The organism is Myxococcus sp. AM011, assembly GCF_013372595.1.
GTDB lineage: Bacteria > Myxococcota > Myxococcia > Myxococcales > Myxococcaceae > Myxococcus > Myxococcus eversor.
The window spans coordinates 31,547-54,824 of sequence record NZ_JABXEM010000036.1; the positions used below are offsets into that span (position 1 = coordinate 31,547).

A 23,278-nucleotide genomic window follows, 5' to 3' on the forward strand; every position below is an offset into this window, starting at 1 on the left:
CCCTCCCTGGGCCTCCGCGGGGTCGCGCGCGGTATCCCGGGCGATTCGGAATGTCAAAACAGGCACCACACCTGGCATGCCCGCCGTGACATCTCCGAGCCGTCCTGGCGTGTCTCCTGAAATAGGGTATGGGCGGTCTCCCGGCGGTTCCACAGTTGCATCAGTTACGGACATACCGTGGCTCGCGCCGGCTTCCAGCGGAGACTCCATGCGGAACCCAGAGACAACTCGTGTGAGAACGTTATTGATTGCAGTCTGTACGCTCGGGCTGCTGGCCTGTGGCGGCGAAGAGGCTGTTGCTCCAGAAGAACCTTCCTCCCGGCTCCAAGCCGCCAGCGGCTCCATCGACCTGGATGGCGTCTATCCGCCGCGCCCATGGACGGCACCCACGGTGCTCGTGGACAGCAACTTCCCGAATGGCGTCTTGAACTTCGGGACGGCCAGCAACTTCATCGCCTTCTACGCCGCGATGGATTCAGTCACCGGCGGGAGCGCCACCAGCACCGGCAGCAGCGGCCTCACCCCCTTCAGCGCCTCCGCCACGGCAAGCACCACCACCAACGCCCCGAGCTTCCTGGTGAGGCTGTACGCCGGACAACTGTTCGAGGTCGGCACCTGCGACCTGGACGGCGCCTCCTTCACGGGAGACACCCTCCTTCGCCTGTCGCTCGTCGGGGGCTCCGAGGTCGCGTCCAGCGATGACGCCTGCGGCGGCACTGGCAGCCGCATCTCCTACACGGCCCCCAGCGACGGGGTCTACGAAGTCCGGATGGGCTGCTATTCAGCCGGCGCCTGCAGCGGCAGCGTCAGCTACTCGGTCCTGTCACCCGACGCGAACGGGGCGCTCATCGGCGCACGGACCTTCACGGGCTCGAACACGAACAACGCCAGTGCCAACTATTCCACCCTGGTCCTCAACCTGACGCAGGGGCAGGTGCTCGACGTTGGCACCTGCGGCCTCACGGGCTCGGGCCTGGTGGGTGACACGTACCTGAAGCTCATCGACGCCGACGGCAATGTCGACATCTTCGGCAGTGACGACGCCTGCAGCGACCACGGCAGTCGCATCACGTACACCGCGGACCGCACGGGCACGTTCGAGGTACGGCTCGGCTGCTTCTCGACGGGCGACTGCCAGGGAACGGTCGTCTACACCATCACCGCGGCGCCCGGTCAGGACCAGATGCCGCCGGCCGGGTTCGTGAGCGCGAAGACGTATCTGGACAACGCCCGCCCGGGAGAGCAGCCGGGGAATGCCATCGTCGACGTCGACTACGCCGAGTTCGTCGATGACCTCAAGGCCTTCCTCGCCGAGGACGACACCCTGCGTCGCATCGTCGACAAGGACCTCCAGGTGATGATCGAAGGCCAGCTCTACCAGCTCACCAACCTGGGCGTGTTCCAGGTCGACGCGGCGTCCATTCCCGCCTATCGCGCCTGGTTCAACACCCATGCCTATGCGATGAACACCGACCCCAACTTCCTGTCGATTCCAGGAGAGGTCGCCCTCCCCAACGGCTCGTATCAAGTCCTGCCGGGGGTCATCCGCACGGTTGGAAACTTCGGCACGCCGTCGGTGAAGTTGCTCGGCGTCGATGCCGAGGGCGGCGGCGGCGGCGGCGGCGGCACCGCGCTGACCATGGCGGACTTCGCCGGAGAGCCCTCCGCGGCGAGTGGGGCTGCACAGGTCGCGGACTTCCTCGGTCGGCAACGGGGCGCACCCCAGGCAGAGGATGACTCGCGGGTCCGGGCGCTGGGCGACAAGGGCACGGAGCTGGGTCGAATCTCGTATTGGTCCGGCAAGGTCAACGCGCACAAGGCCGCGGGCGGAGCCTGGCTCAAGGACTCCGATTGCAGCTCGGGCGCCAGCATCGCGCCGCTCACGTACTGTCGGAAGTTCTTCCCGGGGACGAGCTCGGTCACCGCGGTGCCCGTCACCGCCAAGCCCCCCAACCTGTGGAACACCGCGGGCTGTACTCAGACGTACTCCGGCACCGGCCTCCAGGAGTGGATCTGCGACGGCGCCAGCACGCCACCGGCCAGCTGCAACCAGACGCCGCCTGCGTTCAACATGCCCGTCTACACGGTCGGCTCGAACTTCAGTCGCTCCGAGTCGGTCGGCATGCCCGACAACAGGCGCTTCGTCTTCAAGGCCCAGTCACCCGGCTTCCAGTTCAAGATTCTCGGCATTGAAATCGGGTTCCACAAGATCGACATCAAGGCCAAGCTGCAGCGCAAGAAGCGCTTCTTGGGCATCGGATACTGGGGACCGTCCTACGGCGACGAGCTCGTCGTGGGAATGGACAACATGAAGCTCGAGACCAGCTACATCGTTCCCTATCCCCAATACTTCAACACCCTCGTCAAGCCGAAGCTCAGCAGTCTGGCTGACTACAAGATTGGCAACTGGGTGGTGAAGGCGGCGAACATCGCCGTGAATCTCAATCCTCCCGGCCCTGGTGGCCCCATCACCACTCAGGATGTCGCGGGTTGGATCAGCGGGGCCATCAACACGCTCATCGGAAATGTCTACACCAACATCTGGAAGACCATCGAGCGGCACGTCATGGATGCCATCGACTCGACCTACAACACGCGGTACGCGGCGCACACCAAGATGGTGAGTGACATCAACGAAGCGCACAAGCTCAGGTGGGTCTCCGGCCAGGGTGAGAAAACCCAGTGCTACAGCCACGAGAACACCTGGTGGTTCGACGCGAATGCGGGCATCCGGTACATCAAGAATGGCGGCGTCGCCGGGCCTCCGGGCACCCCGCCCACCCAGGTCAACTACAAGTACTCGATGAAGGCCGGGAGCTTCTACGGTCGCACCCGCATCGGCGGCTCCTGGTACGGCCTGCGCTTCGTTCGCCTCCCGTAGCACGGCCAGCGGGCTGACCCCTGCGTCATGAACAAGAGGGGGGCCTCGGGCACGGTCAGGCGCTCCGGGGCCCCTGCTTCATCCAGCCGGGAGGCCTGCATCCCGAACGCCCTCCAGCGACCCATCCTCTCAGGGCCACTGATTGAAGCGCCGCGCGAGCACCTTCGCGGCCTTGGCGACCACGTCACGCGCTGAACCCTCTCACGCGACAAATTGTCACTCCATGGGATGCACGCCCAGAAACGTGTGACAGATTGACAAAGCTGCTTGGGCAAAGAAAAGCGTGATGAATATTCGGAGCGTGTCCACGTCGGTGCGCCACCACCCTCATTTCCTGGTGCCCTGATGAACTGTCGCACGACTGTCCTGGTGATGTTCGCGGCCCTGGCCCTCACGGCATGCGGAGGCGGTGAAGACGAGAACGAAGGGAGCAAGGACGGCATCTATCAGCTCGAGCTGGTGAGGGAGTCCGACACCTGCACGCCCAAGCGGAGCACGGGCGATTTCGGGCAGGTGCCGCTCACGCACGAGCCCGACCAGTACACCCTCTTCTATCCCCTGGTAGGCGAAGGAGAAGTGCCGATTGGCTTCTTCATCGAGAGGGTTCCGAAGGACCGCCCTTTCGAAAAGGAGTCCGTGGGCATCCACGACTGTCCGGAGCTGCGGCGATGGATGTCCCTGGAGCTGTTGAGTGACGTGGGTCCCGTCGAGGTCCGCTACAAGACACGCTATTCGGACATGGCGAGCTGCGGGCTCACTTCAGAGAGCCGGTTCGAGGGACTGCCTGACAGCGACTGCGAGGCTTCGCTTCTGTTGAGGTACAGCCTCGTGCAGGTGTGTGAGGAGCCCTGCACCATCCGCCCCAACCCCTCCCCCGAGAGCTCACCAGGCACCTACATCTGCGACTGCAAGTGAGCGTCCGCCGGCACCTGTCTCGCGGTTGTGCACGCCGGTGCGCAATTGGCGCACGACGGGCCCGGCCCCCGCCCATTCCTTCTCGATTCGAGCGTGATTCGACACATGACTCACGCCGAGACATGGGACAGCGCGCCTGGAATCACGAGTGAGGATTTGATAGCTCCAGCGTCGCTGCGCTGCTGCAATCCATTGCGAGCGAGGAGCTGTCCATGGTGCGAAGGTCTCGTGAGGCCCGGAGGCTCCTGACGGGAGGGGCCTCGTGGCGGCTCCTGCTGGGGTTGTGGGTGGCCGCGCTCGCGAGCGGCGGCTGCGGCGTCACCCTGGAGGAAGAGCGCGAGCTGTTGGAGGGCAGCGACTCCTGGGCCGCGGTGACAGCGAGCGATGGCGGCCCGGCGTTGGACGCGGGTCGCGACGCGGGAGCGCCAGACGCGGGCTGTGCCGGCGACGGTGGACGCGACGGCGGCTGTGGGAGCCTCGATGGTGGCCCCGCCCAGGACGGCGGGGGCCCGGGCGCGGATGGTGGCCCTCGGGATGGCGGCGCGGGTGGCGACGGTGGCGCGGGCGGTGACGGCGGCGCGGGCTCGGATGGCGGCGGCGCGGGCTCGGATGGTGGTGGCGGACCGGGCTCGGACGGTGGCGGTACGGGGCCCGGTGGCGACGGAGGCACCCATCCCGGCGACGGCGGTGGCACCGGACCTGGAAGCGACGGCGGCACCGGTCCAGGCACGGATGGCGGCCAGCCGTGCAATGGCGCCACCAATTGCAGCGACGACAACGCGTGCACCAAGGACTGGTGCGACTACGGCAAGGGCTGTCAGCACGATCCGCTGCCGCCCTCGGCCTGCGACGACGGCAACGCCTGCACCACGGACTACTGCAACCCGAAGAACGGATGCACCAGCGCGGCCATCCCTTGCGATGACCAGAACGCGTGCACCTCCGATTCGTGCAATCCCTCCACCGGGGCCTGCTCGCACGAGCCCGCGGAGGAGGGCGCCTGCCAGCCTCCAGGCCCCTGCTACACCGGTGGGGCGTGCACGGAGTCTGGCTGTGATTACCAGCTCCTGCCGGACGGGACGGCGTGCGACGACGGCAACTCCTGCACCGGTGGGGACGTCTGCATCCAGGGCGGGTGCGCGGGCGCGACGGGCTCCGCCTGCGAGCAACTGGCGTGCGAGGTCTACAACCAGTGGCTCGGCGGCGACGGCATCATCCGCTCCGGCGAGTGGTATCAGACGGGCCGCATCGTCTCGACCCAGAGCGGCGACTTCTGGGATGGCGAGAACGAGAGCGGCGAGCCCGCCACCACGCTGAGGCCCACGCAGGGCTGCGAGTCCGGCCTCGTCATCTCGGCCGGCTACGTCCAGAACAGCGGCCGGGGCTACCCGGACACGGGCGGCACGGTGATGCTGGCCATGGCGGATGGACCCGTCCGTCCAGCCGCGCCCAAGCCCGCCACGACGCGCCAGCGGCCGGCGGCCATCTCCGCACCCAAGCCCGTGGCCTCCGCGACCGAGATGCCCAACGGCCGCCTGCTGCGGCTGCGGGAGGGCTATGGCTTCAAGCTGGAGCCGTACACCCAACAGATAAAGTCGCTCAAGGGTTCGGGCTTCCAGTCCGAGCACCTCCTCCAGGATGCCGTGTACGGCAAGGACCACGGCGGACGGGTTCCCCGGGGGGATTCGCCGTGCCTTCCCGTGTACGGGCGGGCCTCGCAGAACCTGGTGGACCCGGCCTATCCAGGCCACAGCGCCACGGACCCCGGCTCCAACGTCTCCGCGCACTTCCTCAAGCACCGCACCTTCGAGAAGGGCTTCCGCGTCAACGGCAACGACGTCTGCGTGGGCTTCTGGGAGTACCGGGCAATGGGCCGCCGCAGCGGAGGCAGCCCCGTGCTGACCCAGGACATGGGCCGGGTGGTGCAAGGCAAGCGGTTGGGCACCGACACCAACGGCGTCTATCCGCAGGGCCATAGGCCGACGCACGGCGAGTACCTCACGCAACTGGAGACCTCCATCCGCCGCATGAATGGCTTCTCGCAGCAGGCGGAGCCGATGGTGACCCAGGTCCGCCACCGGGCCGTGGAGACCATCCTCGAGTACCACCCGGAATTGCGGCCCAAGGGGCCCGACGGACAGCCCGTCCCCATCTGGGTGAATGGCGGCCAGCTCAACCCGGCCATCCAGGTCAACCTGAACCAGAACTACGTGCCCAATCTGCCCGCCAACCCCGTGGGAGGACACCCACGAGATTGACCCCGGAGCGCCAGGAGGGGGGCCTCACTCCTGGCGCTTCAGCCACAGCGCGTAGTGCGGCTCCAACTCCTCGTCGGGCGCGGGCATGGGGGGCGCGGCCTCGAGCACGCTCGGGACGGCCACGTCGTCGAGGAACCAGCGGAACACGGGCCGGGGCGGAGCGCGCAAGCCCTGGGCGAGCACACGCACGCGCCAGCGGCGTCCCCCGGGGTCGGTCAGCGTGTGGCCCGTATCGAAGAAGCGCCGCTCCCGGAGCGAATAGAGCGCCATGTCCAGCAGCAGGCCCTCCACGTCGCCCAGCGGGCGGCCCGCGCGGGGGATGCAGGCCTCGAAGTCCGGCAGGTCCAACTGCTCCATGCCGACGGTGTCCACCAGGGCCCAGTCCGGCGTGGGCGCGAGCGTGGCGCGGCGCGTGTTGCACCACAGGGGCAGCGGGAGCGGCCCGCCCTGGCGAAAGGCCTCCACGGCCTGGCGCGCCTCTCGCGGTGAGCGCAGGCTCTCTCCCCCGGGAAAGAACACCGCGAGCGCTCCGGGCAGCGCGAGCAGCGCCGTGACGACGTCGGTGAGGCAGCGCAGCTCCAGCAGGGCGTCATAGCGCTCGGGCAGCAAGGGGCTGTGCTCATGGCCCTGGCTGTACGAGGTGAGCACGCGCACGAAGCCTTGATGCCGCCGCGTGGCCTTCACGAGCGCCTTGTCGGGGCCGTGTTGGAGCGCGCGCTCCAGGGCGCCGGGCCAGGCGAAGGGGCCGAAGGCGCCCAGGGCCCACGCGGAGAACAGCGGCGCGTCCTCCGTGTCCCCCATGCCGTCCGGAAACGGGCTCGGGATGGTGTCGACGAGGATGGCTCCGCCCGAGTCTTCCGGGAGGGGAATGGCCAGCGCGCCGGACTCGAACAGCCAGGGCGTGCCCGTCGCGGGCCGGTGGCCGGGAGCGAATGGCCCCAGGACGGCGAGGGCCTCGTCGAGCCCCACCCGCCGGTCCATCAGGATGCAGGCCCCTTGTGTGAAAATCCCCTTCACGGCTCCTCCCGGCTCGCGCGGAACGGACTCTAGGGGGCCCGGGCGCCAGCGGCACGAGGATATGAAGCGAGGAGGTCCACGGACGCGGTGCACCGGCGTGCACAGTTGGCGCACCCGGAGGGCCATCGGCGCTCGAGAATGCTCATTTCGAGCCTGGATGCGCGCAAAGACAGCCATGCCTGGGGTGGATTCGCACGAGAGCGGGCCTGGACCCGGGGTGATGAATCTGCTACCCGTCTCTTCACGACTCAATGCAAGTCATTGCGCGACCGAGGAGGTTGCCATGAGCAGTCGGGGCTCTTTGTCGCACCTGCTACTCGGCTTCGCGCTGCCCCTGGCGGCGCTGCTCGCCTGTGGCGACGTTCCCGCGTCTCGGGATGAACAAACGACATGGGAAGACGGCGAGGCGCTGGCGGCGGCGGACGGGGGAGTCGTCGGCACGGATGCCGGGGACGCGGGCCGCGACGCGGGCTGTAGCTCCGACGGGGGGCGCGATGGCGGCTGTGGGGATGGCGGCATCCCGGACGCCGGTCGCGACGGAGGCCCAGGGGATGGAGGCGCGGACGGCGGCGCGGATGGGGGTCCCAGGGACGGCGGCTCCGGTGATGGTGGCTCCGACGGCGGCCCCGGTGACGGTGGCGGTGGAGACGGTGGCAGTGGAGACGGCGGCTCGGGAGACGGAGGTGCGGGGGACGACGGCGCCGGGGACGGTGGCGGTGGCGATGGTGGCGCCGGGGACGGAGGCAGTGGAGACGGCGGCTCGAAGGGCGACGGCGGCTCCGATGGCGGCTCCGGCGACGGTGGGACGCGCGACGGTGGCGGTGGAGACGGCGGCTCGGGGGACGGCGGCCCACCCGGCGGCGGACCCGATGGCGGATGCCCGCCGGGCGGCTGCGTGCCTCCGACGGGACCGTGTCCCTGCACCGTCCAGCATTGCGATGACAACAACCCCTGCACCGTCGACTCGTTCACCTGCGAGTCGGGGTGCAAGCACGTGGCGGTGAGCAACGGCGCGGCCTGCAATGACCGCAACGCCTGCACCCAGTCGGACGTCTGCTGGAATGGACAGTGCGTGGGGCAGAGCGGCGTCTTTTGCGAGGACGGCAAGGCATGCACCCTGGACGAATGCGACCCCGCCCTGGGCTGCATCCATACGACTCCCAACGGCACCACGTGCAACTGACGAGGAGAGGCTCGATGCGAATCGTGCGATTGCTGTGCGCGGCCGCGTGTGTCGCGCTGACCTCCTGCGGACCCGGCGACGCGCTGGACGCCGAACCCACCGCGCTCCGCTCCGCGCCGGCACCGGGAAGGCAGCCCGCAGCCATGTGCGCGCCCCAGGCCGCGCCCCCCAAGTGCGTAAGCGACAAGATGCCCCTGGCCACGGGCATCGCCGTGCTCTCCGACGAGCACCACGTGCGCCACAACGAGCACATGGACGGCACCATCCTCCCCTGCCCCAACAGCGCGTGCGCGGACAAGCAACTGCACGGCACCAAGGTGTGGTTCAAGTGGAATGCCTGGTGTGTCCCCAACCCCAACTACGAGCCGGGCAAGACGATGCCGGTGGTGACGGAGAACGGCCTGGAGGAAATCCAGGTGCCGGCGTGTCTGGCGAACGCGGAGCGGGTGACGCAGAGCCTGCGCGGGTTCAACAACGTCGCGGGAGGAGACACGCGGCACTACTGGAACTTCCTGGGCGAGGCCTCGTGCGTCTTCGTCAACAACCGGGCGGCTCCCGGCCACCGGAAGTTCTGCACGTCCAAGGGCGCGGCCTCGCTGGAGATCTGGCCCCACACCCAGTTCATGCCCCTGTCGACGAACAACAACCCGTATGGCTCGTCCATCCTGCTCGGCGTCGGGTACGCGGCCAAGCACACCGACCAGCCCCTCACGGGGGGCATCGACGTGGGCATCATCTTCGCCTCCGGTCCCACGGGCTTCATCTTCACGCCGCGCGTCGCTCCGGACGCGGACTTCTCCCACCACATGGGCTACGTGGTGGACCTCAAGTGCGAGGAGCGCGAGGCGGGAAAGAACGTCTACTACCCCGTCAGGAAGCCGGCGCGCTTCGCCAACCAGGACAGCGGAGACGAGGTCCTCTCCGAGGAGAGCGGCGAGCAGTAGGGCTCACTCCTCCTGGCCCTTCTTGCGCGGCCGGGGCAGGCCCAGCGCGTCCAGCTTCTTGAGCAGACCCCGGCGCGAGAGCTGGAGCAGCCGGGCCGCGCGCGTCTGGTTGCCCGCGCACTGCTCCAGCGCCTCCAGGATGTGCTGGCGCTCCGCCGCCACCAGGTGGGCGCGCAGGCCGGGCGGCTCGCCGGGAGGCGTGGCCACGGTGCCCGCTCGCCGTGGGGCGCTCGGCGCGAGCACGCTCAGCGCGAGGTGCTCCGGGCCCACCGGCAGTCCCCCACAGAAGACGGCCGCGCGCTCCATGACGTGGTGGAGCTGGCGGATGTTGCCGGGCCAGGGGTGCTCTCGCAGCGCTTGCAGCGCGGAGGGAAGCAGGCGCGCCTCATGGCCCTGGAGTCGCCGGGTGGAGCGCTCCAGGAAGTACCGGGCCAAAGCCTCGATATCGTCGGGGCGCTGGCGCAAGGGCGGCAGGTACAAGCCGAGCCCCGCCAGCCGGAAGAAGAGGTCCGCCCGGAAGCGGCCCGCGGCGACCTCCGCCTCCAAATCCCGGTGGGTGGCGCAGATGAGCCGCACGTCCACGCGGCGGGGCGTCACGCCTCCCACGCGGACCACCTCGCCGCTCTCCAGGAACCGCAGCAGCCGCGCCTGGAGCGGCAGCGACAGCTCGCCGACCTCGTCCAACAGCACCGTGCCCGAGTCCGCGGACTCGAACAGTCCCGCTCGCGAGGGCTCCGCGCCGAACAGCTCGCCCTCCTGCTGCGATTCGGAGCATGCGGCGCAGTGGGCGCGCAGGAAGGGTTGGCCGGCTCGCGCGGAGCGGGCATGGAGCGTCCGCGCGTAGACCTCCTTGCCCACGCCTGTCTCGCCCATCACCAGGACAGGCAGGGGGCTCGCGGCGAAGGAGTCGATGAGCCGATACAGATGCAACATTGTCGCATCGCGCAGGCCGCCAGGATGCTCGTCCCGGGTCCCCGTCAGCGCCAGCCCAGGGGCTGACTGGCGCGGAACGGTGCTGTCTTGCTTCACCTGAACAACGGTACTGACCGTCATTTCCCAATAATATTTGATTTCTCGGAAAACGAACAAGGCACGGACTGGATGACGCGAAGCATGAGACGCCCGCTCCGTCGTGGGCGGGCCTGGGTGGCCGCACCGCGTTGTGCTCGTCGCGGTGCGGGTGGCGCGGTGCGCCGTCCTCGACGTCGAGGACCTGGCCCGCTACCGCGCGGAGGAAGCAGCGGGCCGGCCCGCGCGAATCACGGAGTGAGGAACAGGGTGCTGGCGACCTCCGCGCTGTGCTGGGGCAGGTAACTCCATGAGCTGAACGGGTAGCGCTCGACGTCGAAGCCCGGCGCGGCGATGGCGCTCACGCGCAGATAGTAGATGGAGGCAGGGTCCAGCATGTCGGGCGGCAGCCGCACCTGGGTGACGGAGCCGGGGACATAGAGGGAGCTGCGGTACACCGGCTGGTTCAGGCTCGGCTCGTACTCATAGACGAACACGCGGTACGCCGAGGGAACACCCACGCTCGGCGGACTCCACGCGAGGACCGGGTTGGTGGAGAGCACCTTGCGCACCGTGAACGCGGGCATCCCGTCGAGGGTCAGCGACAGCGGCGGCGTCATCTGGGGCGCCACCGGCCCCGCGCTGAGGTCCTCGATAGACACGAACGACGTGAGGGCCCCCCGGACGTACACGGCATTCCCCGAATCATCTGGGACTGGCCGCAGGCTGCGGAAGGGATAGGTCACGGCGGCGGCGACACCCCAGTCCGAGGGGAACGGATTGCCAAACCGCAGGGGGGCCGAGAAGTCGAACGACGAGCCGAGGGGCAGATACAGGTTGAGCAGCTCGCCGGAGTACCCCACCCACCCGTTCGCGAGGCCGTGCGCCGCGGGTGAGATGGAGAGGACGGGCACGACACCCCGGGCCCCGGGGTGCACCTCGTTCGCATGGCGGGCGTACTCGGGCAGCCGCCAATCCACCGAGACCTCGCGCATCGGCACCGGCTCCAGCACGCCCGTCAGCGGCAGGTATCCCCCAGGGTAGGCGTTGAACGCCTCCGTCTCCACGGAGCGGACCACCGCGGAGTAGCCCAGGGCCGTACCGTCAGGCAGCGTGCCCGCGCTGAGCTCGCTGAGCTGGTTGATGTAGACCTTGTCGCCCTCCGCCGCCTCGAACATGGGCATCACCCCGAAGTACGAGGAGGCCCAGGCCATGTCGGTGTGGATGGACGTCTGCCCCGCGAAGGGCTCTTCGAAGAAATCTATCGGGCCGGAGACGTCCACCTGCCTGGAGACGAACTGGAGGCTGGAGCCCGGATGCTGGTTGTTCACGCGGGGCTGCCACGGCGCCAGATTCTCCACGTGGACCTCCGCGTACGTGGAAGGGGCATCCGGCGTGTAGATGGCATACATCCGCCCCAGTCTGTTGTTACCGATATCCACCTCGCGCTCGCCCGTGAGGATGTAGGTCGTCCCCGTGCGCAGGAAATACGGCCGCGAGGGAACACCCTGGAAGAACCACTCGCCTCTCCGCGCCGAGCCGAGGTTCCGGGTGAAGGTGGAGCCGTCCTCGCTGGGGATGAAGAGCACGGGAGGGTCGACGGGCCAGCCCCCCTCGGCCTGCTCACCCTTCCCCACCGCCGTGAAGAAGCGCGTGGTGCGCTTCACCGACACCGTGTCCGCCGCACGGACCAGCGGGCCAGAGACTGATTCCGGCTGGGAGGCGATGACGCCCGGCTCGCCCCCTCCGAGCTCCGCCGCCGCATCCACTCCGCCGCCCTGGCACGCCACCAGCCATCCGACAGACGCCGAAACCCACAACACGAGCCTTGTCCGCACGAGAACCTCCCGGAAAAGAAAGACATCCGAACCGCGCTCGGACAACCCCGGTCCCCCATTGGAGGCGCCAGATGCCTCTCACGGCGCAAGCACCCGCCCGCTGTTTGCGCAATCTCCTTCCCCTGGGTGTCATGCCGCGCCCTTTCCGCGAGCCGCCGCGAAAAGTGGGGCCGAAATCCGGATGAGTATCCGGAGCAGGTCCACGTCGCTGCGCCACCTCCCTCGTTTCCTGGGGCCCTGATGAGCTGTCGCGCGACTGTCGTAGTGATGCTGGCAGCCCTGTCTCTCACCGCGTGCGGAGGCGGAGGCGAGAACGAGGAGGGAGGGGACGGCATCTATCGACTCGAGATGGTGAGGGAGTCCGACACCTGCACGCCCCGGCGAGTCGACGGGGACATGGGCCCGATGCGAGTCTTGGACTCGCATATCAGCTCGCCGTGTTCCAGGCGGAGCGCCACACCACGGGCTCCTCCTACCGGTCCTCGCTGCGGGGACGGAGTCGTCCACCTCGCCGCCGGTGAGCAGTGCGACGATGGCAACCTGCGCGGCCAGGACGGCCGCAGTGCGTCCTGCCAGCTCGAGCTTCCCTGAAGCCTGACGCCGCCGATCCGAGGCACTTCGTCCTCGGAGCTGTGGCGCGCAACGCCAGCAACATGGGACAGAGGAATCTTCCAGCGGGCTTGTCGCCGCGAGGCAGATGGGTTGGAGGGTGTCGGGGCGACTCGATAGCGTGAGGCTCCCATGCTCCCAGCCCACTCCCTCATTGTCTCCGTCCTGGCGCTCCTGTCTGGAGATGCCTTCTCCCTCCACTCCGACCGCTGTACCGCCCCCGAGCCCGCTCCCTCTTTCCGGGGGGCCAGCTTCGCCCCTTCGGATTGCTCCATGGACCAGACGGTTCCGGGTCCGCTGTGGCAGCCCACGGCGTTGCGGCGCATCCCCGTGGTGGTGCATGTCATCTCGGATGCGGCGTGCGCGAATGGCAACGTCACGGATGCCCTGGTCCACAGTCAGCTCACGGTCCTCAACGAAGACTTTCGCGCCGTGGCGGGCAGCCCTGGCGGGGCTGGGGTGGACAGCAAGATTGAGTTCTTCCTCGCCACCGTGGACCCGGCGGGCAATCCGACGACGGGCATCCGGCGCTATTGCAACACGACCTGGTACCAGGACCAGGGCAGCTATTGGCTCACCATCGCATGGGACTCAACGCGCTACCTGAACCTCTACACCAACAGCGCGGGTGGCTCGCGTGGGTATGTGCCCTTCCTCCCCGCGGACCCGGCGGGCGCGGTGGGACAGCCTCAGGACAGGGTGGTCATCAACTGGCTGGCATTCGGACGTGTCGGCCCGTTTCCGCCGTACCACAATGGGAGGACCGTCACCCACGAGGTGGGCCACTACCTGGGCCTGTTCCACACGTACTACTCGGGCTGTGGCACCGCCACCGCGCCGGCCTGCTACACCACGGGCGACCGCATCTGTGACACGCAGCCCAACGCCACCTCGCACAAGGGCTGCACGGCGAGCACGAGCTGCGGTGGCGTACCCGTCCCCATCCAGAACTACATGGAGCTGACGGACGATGCCTGCATGACGGGCTTCAGCGCGGAGCAGGTGCAGCGCATGCGGTGCACCCTGGCCTCCTTCCGCCCCGCGTTGGCGCAGTAGCACCCCTTGGAGGGGCGACAGTCATGAGGACGAAGCTGGCTGTCACCTTCGTTGGAATTGCTTCCATGAGCCGTGGAGCTCGGCGCGAGACAAGGGGGACCGCTCACGCCGGGCCGCGACCGTCCACCCGCCTTCCGGAGCCCTTCCAGCCCACGTTGGACCGCTCGGGCTCGACGGCGCCGCTTCGCCAGCGGGCACCGAGAGGATGGAGGGCATGGCGCCCTCCGCCCTGGCCTCCGAGTCACGACCTTCCCCTCACGCCCTGGCTCAAACGGCGAGGCCTCCGAGGTGGGGCAGCCGTCTGGCGTTCTGCCTGGGGCTCCTCATGGCGCCCGTGGCGCTGTGCCTGGGAGGGCTCGCGGCGTGGGTCGGGGCCTCGGTTTCCGGCTGGGGCTACGTGGCGGGCCTTGGGGGGCTCTGCCTGGGGCTCCTGGTCCGGGGGCGCCGGTGGCTGTGCTGGGCGGGCCTCGCGCTGTTGCTCCTCGTCGTCTCGACGAGGCTCGTGTTCGCGCGGGGCACACACCTGGACACGCTTCATCTGCCGGGCGGCGGCCATCGTTGGGTGAATCGAGTCGTCGACGAACAGGATGGGACGCTGCTCGCGGCACATGCGCTGCTGCTCACCTGGAGACTGCCGCGCTCGGACGCGCGCGACTTCCTCCTCTCGCTGGAGGGCGCCTTCGACCGGATGGACTCCGCCGAAGGGCTGGTCGCCACGCCCGCCATCGCCACCTACCTGGGGCTCCAGTCCGCGGACTCCTTCGACGCGCTCGTCGTCTCACCGGAGGGCGAGGCCGCGCCGCGCACGGCCGTGGTCTTCCTCCATGGATATGCCGGCAACTTCGCCGTGTACTGCTGGGAGATGGCGCAGGCGGTGCAAGGCATCGCCGCGCTCACCGTCTGTCCTTCCGTGGGACCCGCTGGGAAATGGTGGGAGCGCCAGGGTGAGGACACGCTGAAGGCCACCTATGCGTGGCTGGCAAGCAAGGGCATCCGCCGCGTCTACCTGGCCGGACTCTCCAACGGGGGTGCGGGAGCCAGCGTGCTCGTCCGCCGCGTCCCCCATCCAGGGCTCGAGCTGCGCGGGCTCCATCCTCGTGTCAGGTGCGTGGACCGACGCCCCCATCCCTCAGGTGCCCACGCTGGTGGTTCAGGGGCGGACCGACACGATGATGCCCACCGCGTCAATACAGGCCTACGTCCGGCGGCTGGGTGACATGGCAACCTACGCGGAGGTTCCTGGCGGTCATTTCGCCTTTCTCGACCATCACGAAAAATGCAGACAGGCCATCTCCACCTGGCTGCGCCAGAGCGAGAAGTAGCGGTGGACGATTCCCCAGGGGCGCCGTCGACTTCAGTCCCTGCTGTCGCGGCGCGCCGGTCACTGCCCGCTCTGACGGGGTCCGCGAGAGGGATTGCGCGTCTTCGGACGCTGAAGCGGGAGTGCGTCCCACTTCGTCCCTGGTGAAATTCAATTCATCCCTGGCTCTCTTCGCTTCGTCCCCGGGTCTCGGACAGGCAGGAAGGACTCGCTTACCTTTGGCTCCGTGGCAGGGGGACAACCCTGCATCCACCCCAGGGGAGCCTGCCAGCTCCTCGCCACACGGAAACAAAGGTTCTGCGATTTCCGCTGCGTCAGGGCTTCAAGAAAGGTCTCCGCGTCCTCGCGGCGGCCCGGCTCATGGGCGCGACCCGCGCTCTGAATCACCAGGAGGAAACAACGATGATGCGTTCATATGGATGGATTGTGATTGGCTCGATTCTGCTCGGCGCGTGCGGTGGCGCGGAAGACGCCACGAACGTCGAGGTCTCGGAGACGAGTGCCCTGAGTGCCCAGAAGATGGACCCTCGGGACTGGGTGACAGGCGAATACTTCGTCACGGGGCTGATGTACTTCACCGAGAATGGTCAGACGGACGCGATGGAAACGGAAGACATCTTCGCCATCCTCCCCGAAGGTCCCTCGCCACGACTGAAGGTCGCCCCCCTCTCCTTCGACATGTGCGGGCCCCCGGCGGTGATGGTGGGCCCGCGCTCCTTCCTCGTCCTGCCGGGCGCCTGCACGGCGAGCCCGGAGCCGGGCTGCTCCATCACGATGAACTACACCCTTGGATGGGGTTCCCTCGATACCAATGACGTCCTCAGCCTCGCGCTCCATGCGGTCCTCACGGGCGAATGCGGCCGCGGGCCGGTGGTCATCGATGTCTACTCGGAGCTCTCCGGTCCGCCCGTGGAAGACCCCGCGGTTTCGGGCCCACGGGCCCAGGCTGACTCCACGAAGACGGGGACCGCCGCCCTCCTCCAGCGCGTGAAGGCCGGCGGCCGCTGAGCCCTCTTGTGTCTCACGGGTCCTGGGCCTCATCGACCCAGGACCCGCGGCCTCGCGGCCGATGACCAATGCGCTACTGATAGACGTCGAGCGAGGGGCAGTAGGTGGCGAACCCGTGCCCGACGAAAGTGCCCTCCTCGTAGGAGGCGTTCACATCGAAGGCCACGAAGTGTGACGCGGGAGGGGTGCCTTCCTTGGCGCAGGTGGGGCAGAGCGAGGCCGCCACGGGCGTGAAGGTGAGCTGCGTACTGTGGACGAAGAAGGCGGTGCTGAGCTCGCCCTCGAAGTCGACCAGGGTTGCCCTCGGTTCACCCGCGGAAGTGCCGGTCTGCGGCGTCACATCCACCGGCACCGTCACCGAGTAGACATTGATGAGCTGGGGCGGAACCTCTGAGTCCGGGGAGGGGCAAATGCCCGGGGTGCCATTGTTGAGCTCGATCCACAGCGTCCATGGGTCGCTCGGGTCCGAGGGCTCCTCATAGCCGAAGTAGGCACTGGTCAGGACACGCTCGTTGCCGTTCATCTGCACCGTCGCCTCGGTCTGCCGGCAGGTGCCCTCGCAGACGGTGAAGGGATCGGGCGGCGTCCCCGCATCCTGCGCGGTACCAGCATCCTGCTCGCTTCCAGCGTCCGACTCAGTGCCTGCATCGGACATCGTCCCCGCGTCGACCTCGGTGCCTGCATCGAACTCAGTGCCTGCGTCGAACTCAGTGCCTGCATCGACCTCGGCGCCTGCATCGAACACGGTACCCGCGTCGAACACGGTACCGGCGTCGAACTCAGCGCCTGCATCGAACACGGTACCCGCATCGAACGCGGTACCCGCATCGAACCCGGTGCCTGCATCGAACCCGGTGCCTGCATCGAACCCGGTGCCCGCGTCGAACTCGGTGCCGGCGTCGAACTCGGTACCGGCGTCGAACTCGGTACCGGCGTCGAACGCGGTGCCTGCATCAGACTCGGTGCCCGCATCGGACCCGGTGCCCGCGTCGGGCTTCGTGCCAGCGTCAGACCCCGTGCCAGCATCAAGGCCCTCGTCCGGCGTCGGAGTGTCGTCATCGGAGCCACAGCCAGAGAGTGCGGGAACGGTTGCGAGGGAGACAACCAACAAGAAGAGGAGCGAGCGTCGCAAGTGCATGGCGGGGAATGTTACGGGTTCCACACGGCGATGCGACCCTTCGCGTCATGGATGTGACGCGTTCAGCTGTCGATGGCCGGGGCCGCTCCACGGAAGCCCATGATTCCCAGAGAAGTACCCTTCCAGACCAGCGCGAAGGGCTCCATCCACACGCACATTCGCGCCTCGGGCGGGCCACGGCCTCCATCCCGTCCATCAACCCCAAGTAACCACTCATTCATCTTTAGTGGTTGCAACCGCCCGACACAGGGCCTACCCTCGAAAAACCACCAATACGCATACAGTGGTTACCCATTGACCCGAGGAGTGTCCATGCCCCCGCCCATCGCCCTCATCGCCGCGCCCTCCGGTCTGGGACTGAGTCGCCCTGACAGCCGGACACCCCGGGTGGACCTGTTGCCGGAGGCCCTGCTGGAAGCCGGCCTGGGACGCCGACTCAAGGCCCAGGTCGAGCACACCGTGAAGCCCGGTCCCTACGTCCCCCAGCGCGACCAGGAGACCCGGGTCATCAACCCGCGCGGAATCGCGGAGTTCAGCTCACGGCTCGCCGACGTGGTGGAAGAGGTCGTGCGGGACAAGCGCTTCCCGCTGGTGCTCGGAGGTGATTGCAGCATCCTTCTCGGCTGCCTCCTCGGACTGAAGCGCACCGGCGCCCACCACGGCCTCGCCTTCATGGACGGGCACACCGACTTCTGGCCCCCCGAGGCCTCCGAGCTGGGCGGCGTGGCCGGCATGGACCTCTGGTTCTCCTCCGGGCGCGGCCCCGCCGTGCTGTCCAACCTGGAAGGACGAGGGCCCCTGGTGCGGGACGCGGATGTGGCCGTGCTCGGCGTCAGGGATTTGGAGCACTGGGGCGCGCAGGTCTCCGCCGAGCACGTGCGAGACACCGCCATGGGCTGGCTGGACCTGGGCACCTTGCGCCAGCAGGGCATCGCCGCCAGCGTGGAGCAGGCCGTCGCGCGGCTTCGCGCCTCCGGCGTCAGCGGCTTCTGGATGCACCTGGACGCCGACGTCATGGACGACGACGTCATGCCCGCCGTCGACTCCCGCCAGCCCGACGGCCTGAGCGTGGAGGAGCTGGGCGAGCTGGTGGCCCACCTCGTCGCGTCCGGACTCGCGGTGGGAATGGACGTCACCATCTATGACCCGAGCCTGGACCCGGAGCGGCACGCGGCCCGCGCGCTGGTGGACAGCCTGGCCACGGGGCTGGGGGCCCTGGTGCCCACGCCCAGGACGCGATAGGCCCCAGCCATGGCCGATGCGCAGAGCCCCGGGCTTCCGACGGATGTCGTGCTGCTGCTCGACTTCGTCAACACGCTGGACGTGGAGAAGCTCGTCGACGCGGTGCCCACCTCGGACGCACTCGCCACCTGGTCCCGCGCGCGCGGCCTCCTGTCCCCCGGAGAGACCTTCTCCCCCGAAGCCTTCAAGGCCGCCATCGAGGCCCGCGAGGCCCTGCGCGCCGTGCTGCTCTCCCACACCGGAGAGCCCCTGCCCCCCGCCGAACTCCGCACCCTGGACCGCGTGGCCGCTTTGAGTCCCCTCACCCTGGGCTTCAGCCCGGACAGCGTGCGGCTGCGTCCCGCCGGTACCGGAGGCTGGAAGGTCCTGGGCGGACTCTTCGCCGCCATCGTCTCCACCCAACAGGACGGCCACTGGCCCCGGATGAAGGTCTGCGCGGCCGGCGCCTGCCAGGAAGCCTTCTTCGACACCTCCAAGAACCGCTCCGGACGCTGGTGCTCCATGGCTGTCTGCGGCAACCGCACCAAGCTCCAGCGCTTCCGCGCCAGTCCCTCCAAGCGCTGATCCACCGCCTCGACGTGGCGTGAGCACGCCAGCCGCACGGCCGGTGACTCCCCACGCCCCAGGTACGGGCACAGCTCCGCTTTCTCACTCCGTGACAGGGCTCCCAGGGAAAAACCTCCGAATTTCCAGCCGGGACGCAACCTCCAGCCCCATCTCCCGAGAATTGGGAAATCCGTACGACTTCGAGGAGACACACCATGGGTACCGAGCGCATTGGCGACGGTGGAGCCGCCGCGGCGGCACGTCAGGCGGCGGAAGCGGCTCGCAGGGCAGCGGAGGCCGCGGCGCGTCAGGCGGCGGAGGCAGCGCGCAAGGCGGCGGAGGCAGCGGCGAAGCAGGCCGCCGCGGCGGCTCGCAAGGTGGCGGAGGGACTGAAGAACCAGTCGTCCTTCGAGCCCGCGGGCGCCAAGAACAAGCTGAAGCTGGACGGCCAGGGCGCCCCCTCGTCGACGCTGTTCAATGAGAACAGCAAGGACAGCAAGGTCAACTGCCTGGACAAGGCGGCGGACTTCGTCAGCAAGTCCTCGCCGGAGCTGCAGAGCCGCTCGGACCTGGTGTTCCTCAAGGACTCGCGCCCGGGCGCCGAGGGCCAGTCGGGCCACGTCGTCGTTCGCCAGGGCGAGCGCGTGTTGGACCCGAGCAACGGCAAGAGCTACGAGGACATGCCGGCGTACCTGAAGGACCAGCCGCACTACAGCGAGGCGGGCACCCTCTCCGGCACGTCCGCCGCGAAGATCTTCTCCACCGAGGCCGGCTCGCCCGAGCGCGCCCAGGCCCTGGCGGACGCGAACGTGTCCCCCGAGCTGCAGAAGATGATGGTCGCCGACTCCCCGGCGGACATCGGCGCCGCGCCCAACGCCGCCACCACCGAGCCGCACGAAATCAAGATTCCGGGTCAGGCCGGGCCGGTGGAAGTCGAGTTCAGTGACACGCTCGAGAAGGACGTGAAGAAGGAGGACGGGTACGTCACCGTCTCCATCACCGCCGAGACGTCGGTGTCCGCGACCGGGTCGGTGGAGTTCAAGAAGGCCAAGGTCGGCGTGGGCGCCTCCGTGGAGGGGAGCGTCGAGGCCGGCAAGACGATGACGTACGAAGTGAAGATGAAGGAGGCGGACTACGAGAAGCTGAAGGCGGGCGAAATCGCGCCTCCGCATCCGCTCAACGCCGAGACGATTCCGGACGGCGCCTCCGTGAAGATGGAGCAGAGCCAGTTCGCCGGCTACGGCCTGGACGTGGGCCTGTCCTACCACGCGGCCGAGCTGGGCATCTCCGGCGACGTGAAGTCCGGCAAGGGCATGTCCATCGAAGTGAGCCGCAACGGCGACAAGCTGTCGATGACGGCGGGCCCCACGGAGTTCATCGAGAACAACGGCAAGGTGAGCCTGGGCGTGGGCCCGGTGTCCGTGAGCGTGGGCCGCTCGGACACGCTGAAGGAGTACAAGCTGCGCACCGCCGAGTTCGACCTGTCCAACCCGGACGGGAAGAAGGCCTACGAGGCCTTCGCGAAGGACGGCCGGATGCCGGAGAAGGAAGGCCCGGGCGTGGCCAACACGCTGCGCTTCGACAAGATCAACTACGAGTCGACGGGCGGCAAGGTCGGCATCGACGTGGGTCCCTTCAGCATCGAGTCGGACGGCACCACGAACACCGGCGAGTACCTCATCACCCACCACCCGGATGGGACGAAGTCGATGACGTCCGACATCACCTACGGTGGCGACCACCCTGACATCACCATCGAGCAGAAGTACGGCACCGACGGCAAGCTCATCCCCGGCTCCGAGAAGTTCGCGATGAAGTTCGACACCACGGACGACAACGCGCGCGAGCTGCTGGTGTACTCGTACACGGGTGACGCGGAGAAGGCGAAGGCCGCTCGCGAGCACGACCGGCCCATCACGCTCAACCTCACCCCCGACGACGTCAAGGAGCTGCAGCGCCGCTCCGGCATCCAGGCGGAGAACGGCGGGCACATGGGCATCAACATGATTCTGACCGACTACGACGGCAAGCCGACCGACGCGTTGTGGGCGGTGCGCACCATGGCCTGCTCGCCGGCGTACAACGAGTACAAGCTGGCGGAGAGCTACTTCGGACTGTTCATGGACGGCGGCAAGCAGCCGCTGCCCGGCGAGCTGGTCATCGGCTGAGCCGGACCGCTTCGCCCAAGGCCCGGGTCCCCGCGAGGAGGCCCGGGCCTTGTCTTGTCTTGAGGGGAACACGCGCGTGACAGGTGTCTCTCCGCGCTGGACGTCGGTGACAGCGCGGGAGAGGGTTCGGCGGTCACCTCACGCTCCTCCTGGAGACACCCGATGCCGCAGGCCCCTGGCTCCGAGCATGGCCAGTTCGTCGAGTACCCCCTCGCGTCCGCATCCACGGGCCCCTACGGAATCGTCGGGGGAGCGGACGGGGCGCTGTGGTTCACCGAGGTTCACGCGGGCCGTGTGAGTCGTATCGACATCCATGGCCGGGTGACGGGCTTCCCGCTCCCGACACCCGAAGCCGGGCCGTCCATCATCACCGCCGGGCCCGATGGCGCGCTCTGGTTCACCGAGCAGAAGGCGAACCGCGTGGGCCGCGTGACGATGAGCGGAGCGGTGACGGAGTTCACGTTGCCGACGCCGCAAGCCGGTCCATTCGGCATCTGCGCCGGACCCGATGGTGCGCTCTGGTTCACGGAGATGACCGTGCATCGGATTGGACGCATCAACCTGGAAGGCGACGTCACCGAGTTCGCGCTCCAGGCCGGTTGCTATCCCTCGTTCATCACCCCGGGGCCGGATGGCGCGCTCTGGTTCACGGAGAATCAGGGCAACCGCATCGGGCGCATCACCGTGGATGGACAGGTCTCCGGCTACGACTTGCCCACGGCCAAGGCGGGGCCCGTGGGAATCACGTGGGGGCCGGATGGCGCGCTCTGGTTCGTCGAGATTCTCGCGGACCGGATTGGCCGAATCACGACGGAGGGGCACATCACCGAGTACCCATTGCTCCGCGCGGGAGCGCGTCCCCACGCCATCGTCACGGGGGCCGATGGGGCCCTGTGGTTCACGCAGTGGGGCAGCAATCACCTCGGACGGATGACGACGTCTGGAGTCGTCACCGAGTACGCCATTCCCACTCAGAAAGCGGAGCCCCACGGCATCACCGTCGGGCCGGATGGAGCCCTGTGGTTCGCGGAGGAGGCGGGACGCATCGGGCGCTTCTCGCCTCCCTGAGGACCGCCACGCCCGCGCCGACAGCGCGACGCGGCGCTCAGGCAGCGACGTCCGCTTCCGGCTCGCGACGCACCTTCGCGAGCGCGGCCACCACCACCTCCGGCCCCGCGCCCGGCTTGTGCGCGTTCTCGCTCAGGTGCCTGCGCCACGCGCGCGCACCCGGAAGTCCCTGGAACAGTCCGAGCATGTGCCGCGTGACGGCGCCGAGCGGCGCGCCCCGCTGACGGCTCCGCTCGATGTACGGGAGCATGGCCTCCACGACTTCGTGCCGCTCACGCGGGGCCTCTTCCGCGCCAAAGAAGCGACGGTCCGCCTCCGCGAGCAGGTAGGGGTTCTCGTAGACGGCGCGGCCAATCATCACCCCGTCCACCTGCGCGAGGTGCTCAGCGGCGGCGTCCAGCGTCTTGATGCCGCCGTTGATGCTGATGTCCAGGTGGGGCAGCTCCTGCTTGAGCCGGTGGACCAGGTCGTAGCGCAAGGGCGGCACGTCCCGGTTCTCCTTGGGGCTCAAGCCCTGGAGCCACGCCTTGCGCGCGTGGACGATGAAGCGCGTGCAGCCCTCGGCGGCCACCAGACGCACGAAGCGCTCCAGCGTGGGCCACTCCTCCATCTCGTCGATGGCGATGCGCGACTTCACCGTCACCGGGATTTTCACCGCCGCGCGCATGGCGCCCACCAGCCGCGCCACCAGCTCCGGCTCCGCCATCAGACACGCGCCGAACCGGCCGGACTGCACCCTGTCGCTGGGGCAGCCCACGTTGAGGTTCACCTCGGTGTAGCCCCACGACTCGGCGATGCGCGCGGACTCGGCCAGGGCCTCCGGCTCCGAGCCTCCGAGCTGGATGGCCACCGGGTGCTCGGCCGCCTCGTAGCCCAGCAGCCGCTCGCGGTCTCCATGGAGCACGGCGCCCGTGGTCAGCATCTCCGTGTACAGCAGCGTGTGCCTGCTGATTTGACGGTGGAAGTACCGGCAGTTCCGGTCCGTCCAGTCCATCATCGGCGCGACACACAACGGCATGAGTCGGGAAGGCATCGGACTTCATCTACCCGGCTTTCCCTCCCCTGCCCACCCCCCAGT

The 23,278-nt window shown here is 68.4% G+C and carries 20 protein-coding genes; 15 read left to right on the top strand and 5 right to left on the bottom strand.

Annotated elements, in window-relative coordinates:
* The first annotated feature begins 244 nt into the window (after positions 1-244).
* The 3 genes from HUW62_RS10160 (at position 245) to HUW62_RS10170 (ending at position 6,054) form a co-directional block, all read left to right on the top strand.
* The gene (locus HUW62_RS10160; protein WP_176434304.1) at positions 245-2,881 is read left to right on the top strand and encodes a hypothetical protein; all 2,637 of its coding nucleotides are present in this window, start codon (positions 245-247) and stop codon (positions 2,879-2,881) included.
* 345 nt (positions 2,882-3,226) lie between these two features.
* Positions 3,227-3,796, top strand: a complete 570-nt coding sequence (locus HUW62_RS10165) for a hypothetical protein (RefSeq protein ID WP_163870217.1) — start codon at positions 3,227-3,229, stop codon at positions 3,794-3,796.
* 212 nt (positions 3,797-4,008) lie between these two features.
* Entirely contained in the window at positions 4,009-6,054 is a 2,046-nt protein-coding gene (locus tag HUW62_RS10170; protein ID WP_176434305.1) for a hypothetical protein, read from the top strand.
* Between the two features lie 24 nt (positions 6,055-6,078).
* On the opposite strand, the gene HUW62_RS49915 is transcribed toward HUW62_RS10170, so the two are convergent.
* On the bottom strand, positions 6,079-7,071 hold the full coding sequence (locus HUW62_RS49915; RefSeq protein ID WP_163870215.1) for a DUF4261 domain-containing protein: 993 nt from the start codon (positions 7,069-7,071) through the stop codon (positions 6,079-6,081).
* 283 nt (positions 7,072-7,354) lie between these two features.
* Here HUW62_RS49915 and HUW62_RS10180 point away from each other — a divergent pair, with 283 nt between their 5' ends.
* Both HUW62_RS10180 and HUW62_RS10185 read left to right on the top strand, forming a co-directional pair.
* Entirely contained in the window at positions 7,355-8,254 is a 900-nt protein-coding gene (locus tag HUW62_RS10180) for a hypothetical protein (RefSeq protein ID WP_176434306.1), read from the top strand.
* 14 nt (positions 8,255-8,268) lie between these two features.
* Positions 8,269-9,198, top strand: coding sequence for a hypothetical protein (locus HUW62_RS10185; protein ID WP_163870214.1), 930 nt, complete (start codon positions 8,269-8,271; stop codon positions 9,196-9,198).
* Positions 9,199-9,201: 3 nt separating this feature from the next.
* On the opposite strand, the gene HUW62_RS10190 is transcribed toward HUW62_RS10185, so the two are convergent.
* On the bottom strand, positions 9,202-10,131 hold the full coding sequence (locus tag HUW62_RS10190) for a sigma-54-dependent Fis family transcriptional regulator (protein WP_176434307.1): 930 nt from the start codon (positions 10,129-10,131) through the stop codon (positions 9,202-9,204).
* A 199-nt stretch (positions 10,132-10,330) separates the two neighbouring features.
* Here HUW62_RS10190 and HUW62_RS10195 point away from each other — a divergent pair, with 199 nt between their 5' ends.
* Complete coding sequence (locus HUW62_RS10195) at positions 10,331-10,468, top strand: hypothetical protein (RefSeq protein ID WP_176434308.1); 138 nt, start codon at positions 10,331-10,333, stop codon at positions 10,466-10,468.
* Here HUW62_RS10195 and HUW62_RS10200 read toward each other — a convergent pair.
* Entirely contained in the window at positions 10,458-12,044 is a 1,587-nt protein-coding gene (locus HUW62_RS10200) for a hypothetical protein (protein WP_176434309.1), read from the bottom strand. The genes HUW62_RS10195 and HUW62_RS10200 overlap by 11 nt on opposite strands.
* 405 nt (positions 12,045-12,449) lie before the next feature.
* On the opposite strand from HUW62_RS10200, the gene HUW62_RS10205 reads away from it, so the two are divergent.
* The 5 genes from HUW62_RS10205 to HUW62_RS10220 all read left to right on the top strand — a co-directional run bounded on the left by HUW62_RS10205 (position 12,450) and on the right by HUW62_RS10220 (position 16,038).
* Entirely contained in the window at positions 12,450-12,635 is a 186-nt protein-coding gene (locus HUW62_RS10205; protein ID WP_255203346.1) for a hypothetical protein, read from the top strand.
* Between the two features lie 291 nt (positions 12,636-12,926).
* The gene (locus tag HUW62_RS10210; RefSeq protein WP_240357086.1) at positions 12,927-13,709 is read left to right on the top strand and encodes a M43 family zinc metalloprotease; all 783 of its coding nucleotides are present in this window, start codon (positions 12,927-12,929) and stop codon (positions 13,707-13,709) included.
* Positions 13,710-14,034: 325 nt separating this feature from the next.
* A complete protein-coding gene (locus HUW62_RS10215) occupies positions 14,035-14,925 on the top strand; it encodes an alpha/beta hydrolase (protein ID WP_255203342.1) in 891 nt (296 codons plus the stop codon).
* Positions 14,855-15,031, top strand: a complete 177-nt coding sequence (locus HUW62_RS48610; RefSeq protein WP_368670379.1) for an alpha/beta fold hydrolase — start codon at positions 14,855-14,857, stop codon at positions 15,029-15,031. Before HUW62_RS10215 ends, HUW62_RS48610 begins: the two co-directional genes overlap by 71 nt.
* 401 nt (positions 15,032-15,432) lie before the next feature.
* The gene (locus HUW62_RS10220) at positions 15,433-16,038 is read left to right on the top strand and encodes a hypothetical protein (RefSeq protein ID WP_176434310.1); all 606 of its coding nucleotides are present in this window, start codon (positions 15,433-15,435) and stop codon (positions 16,036-16,038) included.
* Positions 16,039-16,111: 73 nt separating this feature from the next.
* Here HUW62_RS10220 and HUW62_RS49625 read toward each other — a convergent pair whose 3' ends face one another.
* On the bottom strand, positions 16,112-17,176 hold the full coding sequence (locus HUW62_RS49625) for a hypothetical protein (RefSeq protein WP_176434311.1): 1,065 nt from the start codon (positions 17,174-17,176) through the stop codon (positions 16,112-16,114).
* Positions 17,177-17,488: 312 nt separating this feature from the next.
* Here HUW62_RS49625 and HUW62_RS10230 point away from each other — a divergent pair, with 312 nt between their 5' ends.
* The 4 genes from HUW62_RS10230 (at position 17,489) to HUW62_RS10245 (ending at position 22,200) form a co-directional block, all read left to right on the top strand.
* Positions 17,489-18,418 (top strand): arginase family protein, encoded by a 930-nt coding sequence (locus HUW62_RS10230; protein WP_163870207.1) that lies wholly within the window; start codon positions 17,489-17,491, stop codon positions 18,416-18,418.
* Positions 18,419-18,427: 9 nt separating this feature from the next.
* A complete protein-coding gene (locus HUW62_RS10235; protein ID WP_176434312.1) occupies positions 18,428-18,982 on the top strand; it encodes a CGNR zinc finger domain-containing protein in 555 nt (184 codons plus the stop codon).
* Positions 18,983-19,179: 197 nt separating this feature from the next.
* Complete coding sequence (locus tag HUW62_RS10240; RefSeq protein WP_176434313.1) at positions 19,180-21,132, top strand: hypothetical protein; 1,953 nt, start codon at positions 19,180-19,182, stop codon at positions 21,130-21,132.
* Between the two features lie 162 nt (positions 21,133-21,294).
* Positions 21,295-22,200, top strand: coding sequence for a Virginiamycin B lyase (locus HUW62_RS10245; protein WP_176434314.1), 906 nt, complete (start codon positions 21,295-21,297; stop codon positions 22,198-22,200).
* Between the two features lie 37 nt (positions 22,201-22,237).
* Here HUW62_RS10245 and dusA read toward each other — a convergent pair whose 3' ends face one another.
* Positions 22,238-23,233, bottom strand: a complete 996-nt coding sequence (gene dusA, locus HUW62_RS10250) for a tRNA dihydrouridine(20/20a) synthase DusA (protein WP_163870204.1) — start codon at positions 23,231-23,233, stop codon at positions 22,238-22,240.
* Positions 23,234-23,278 lie beyond the last annotated feature (45 nt).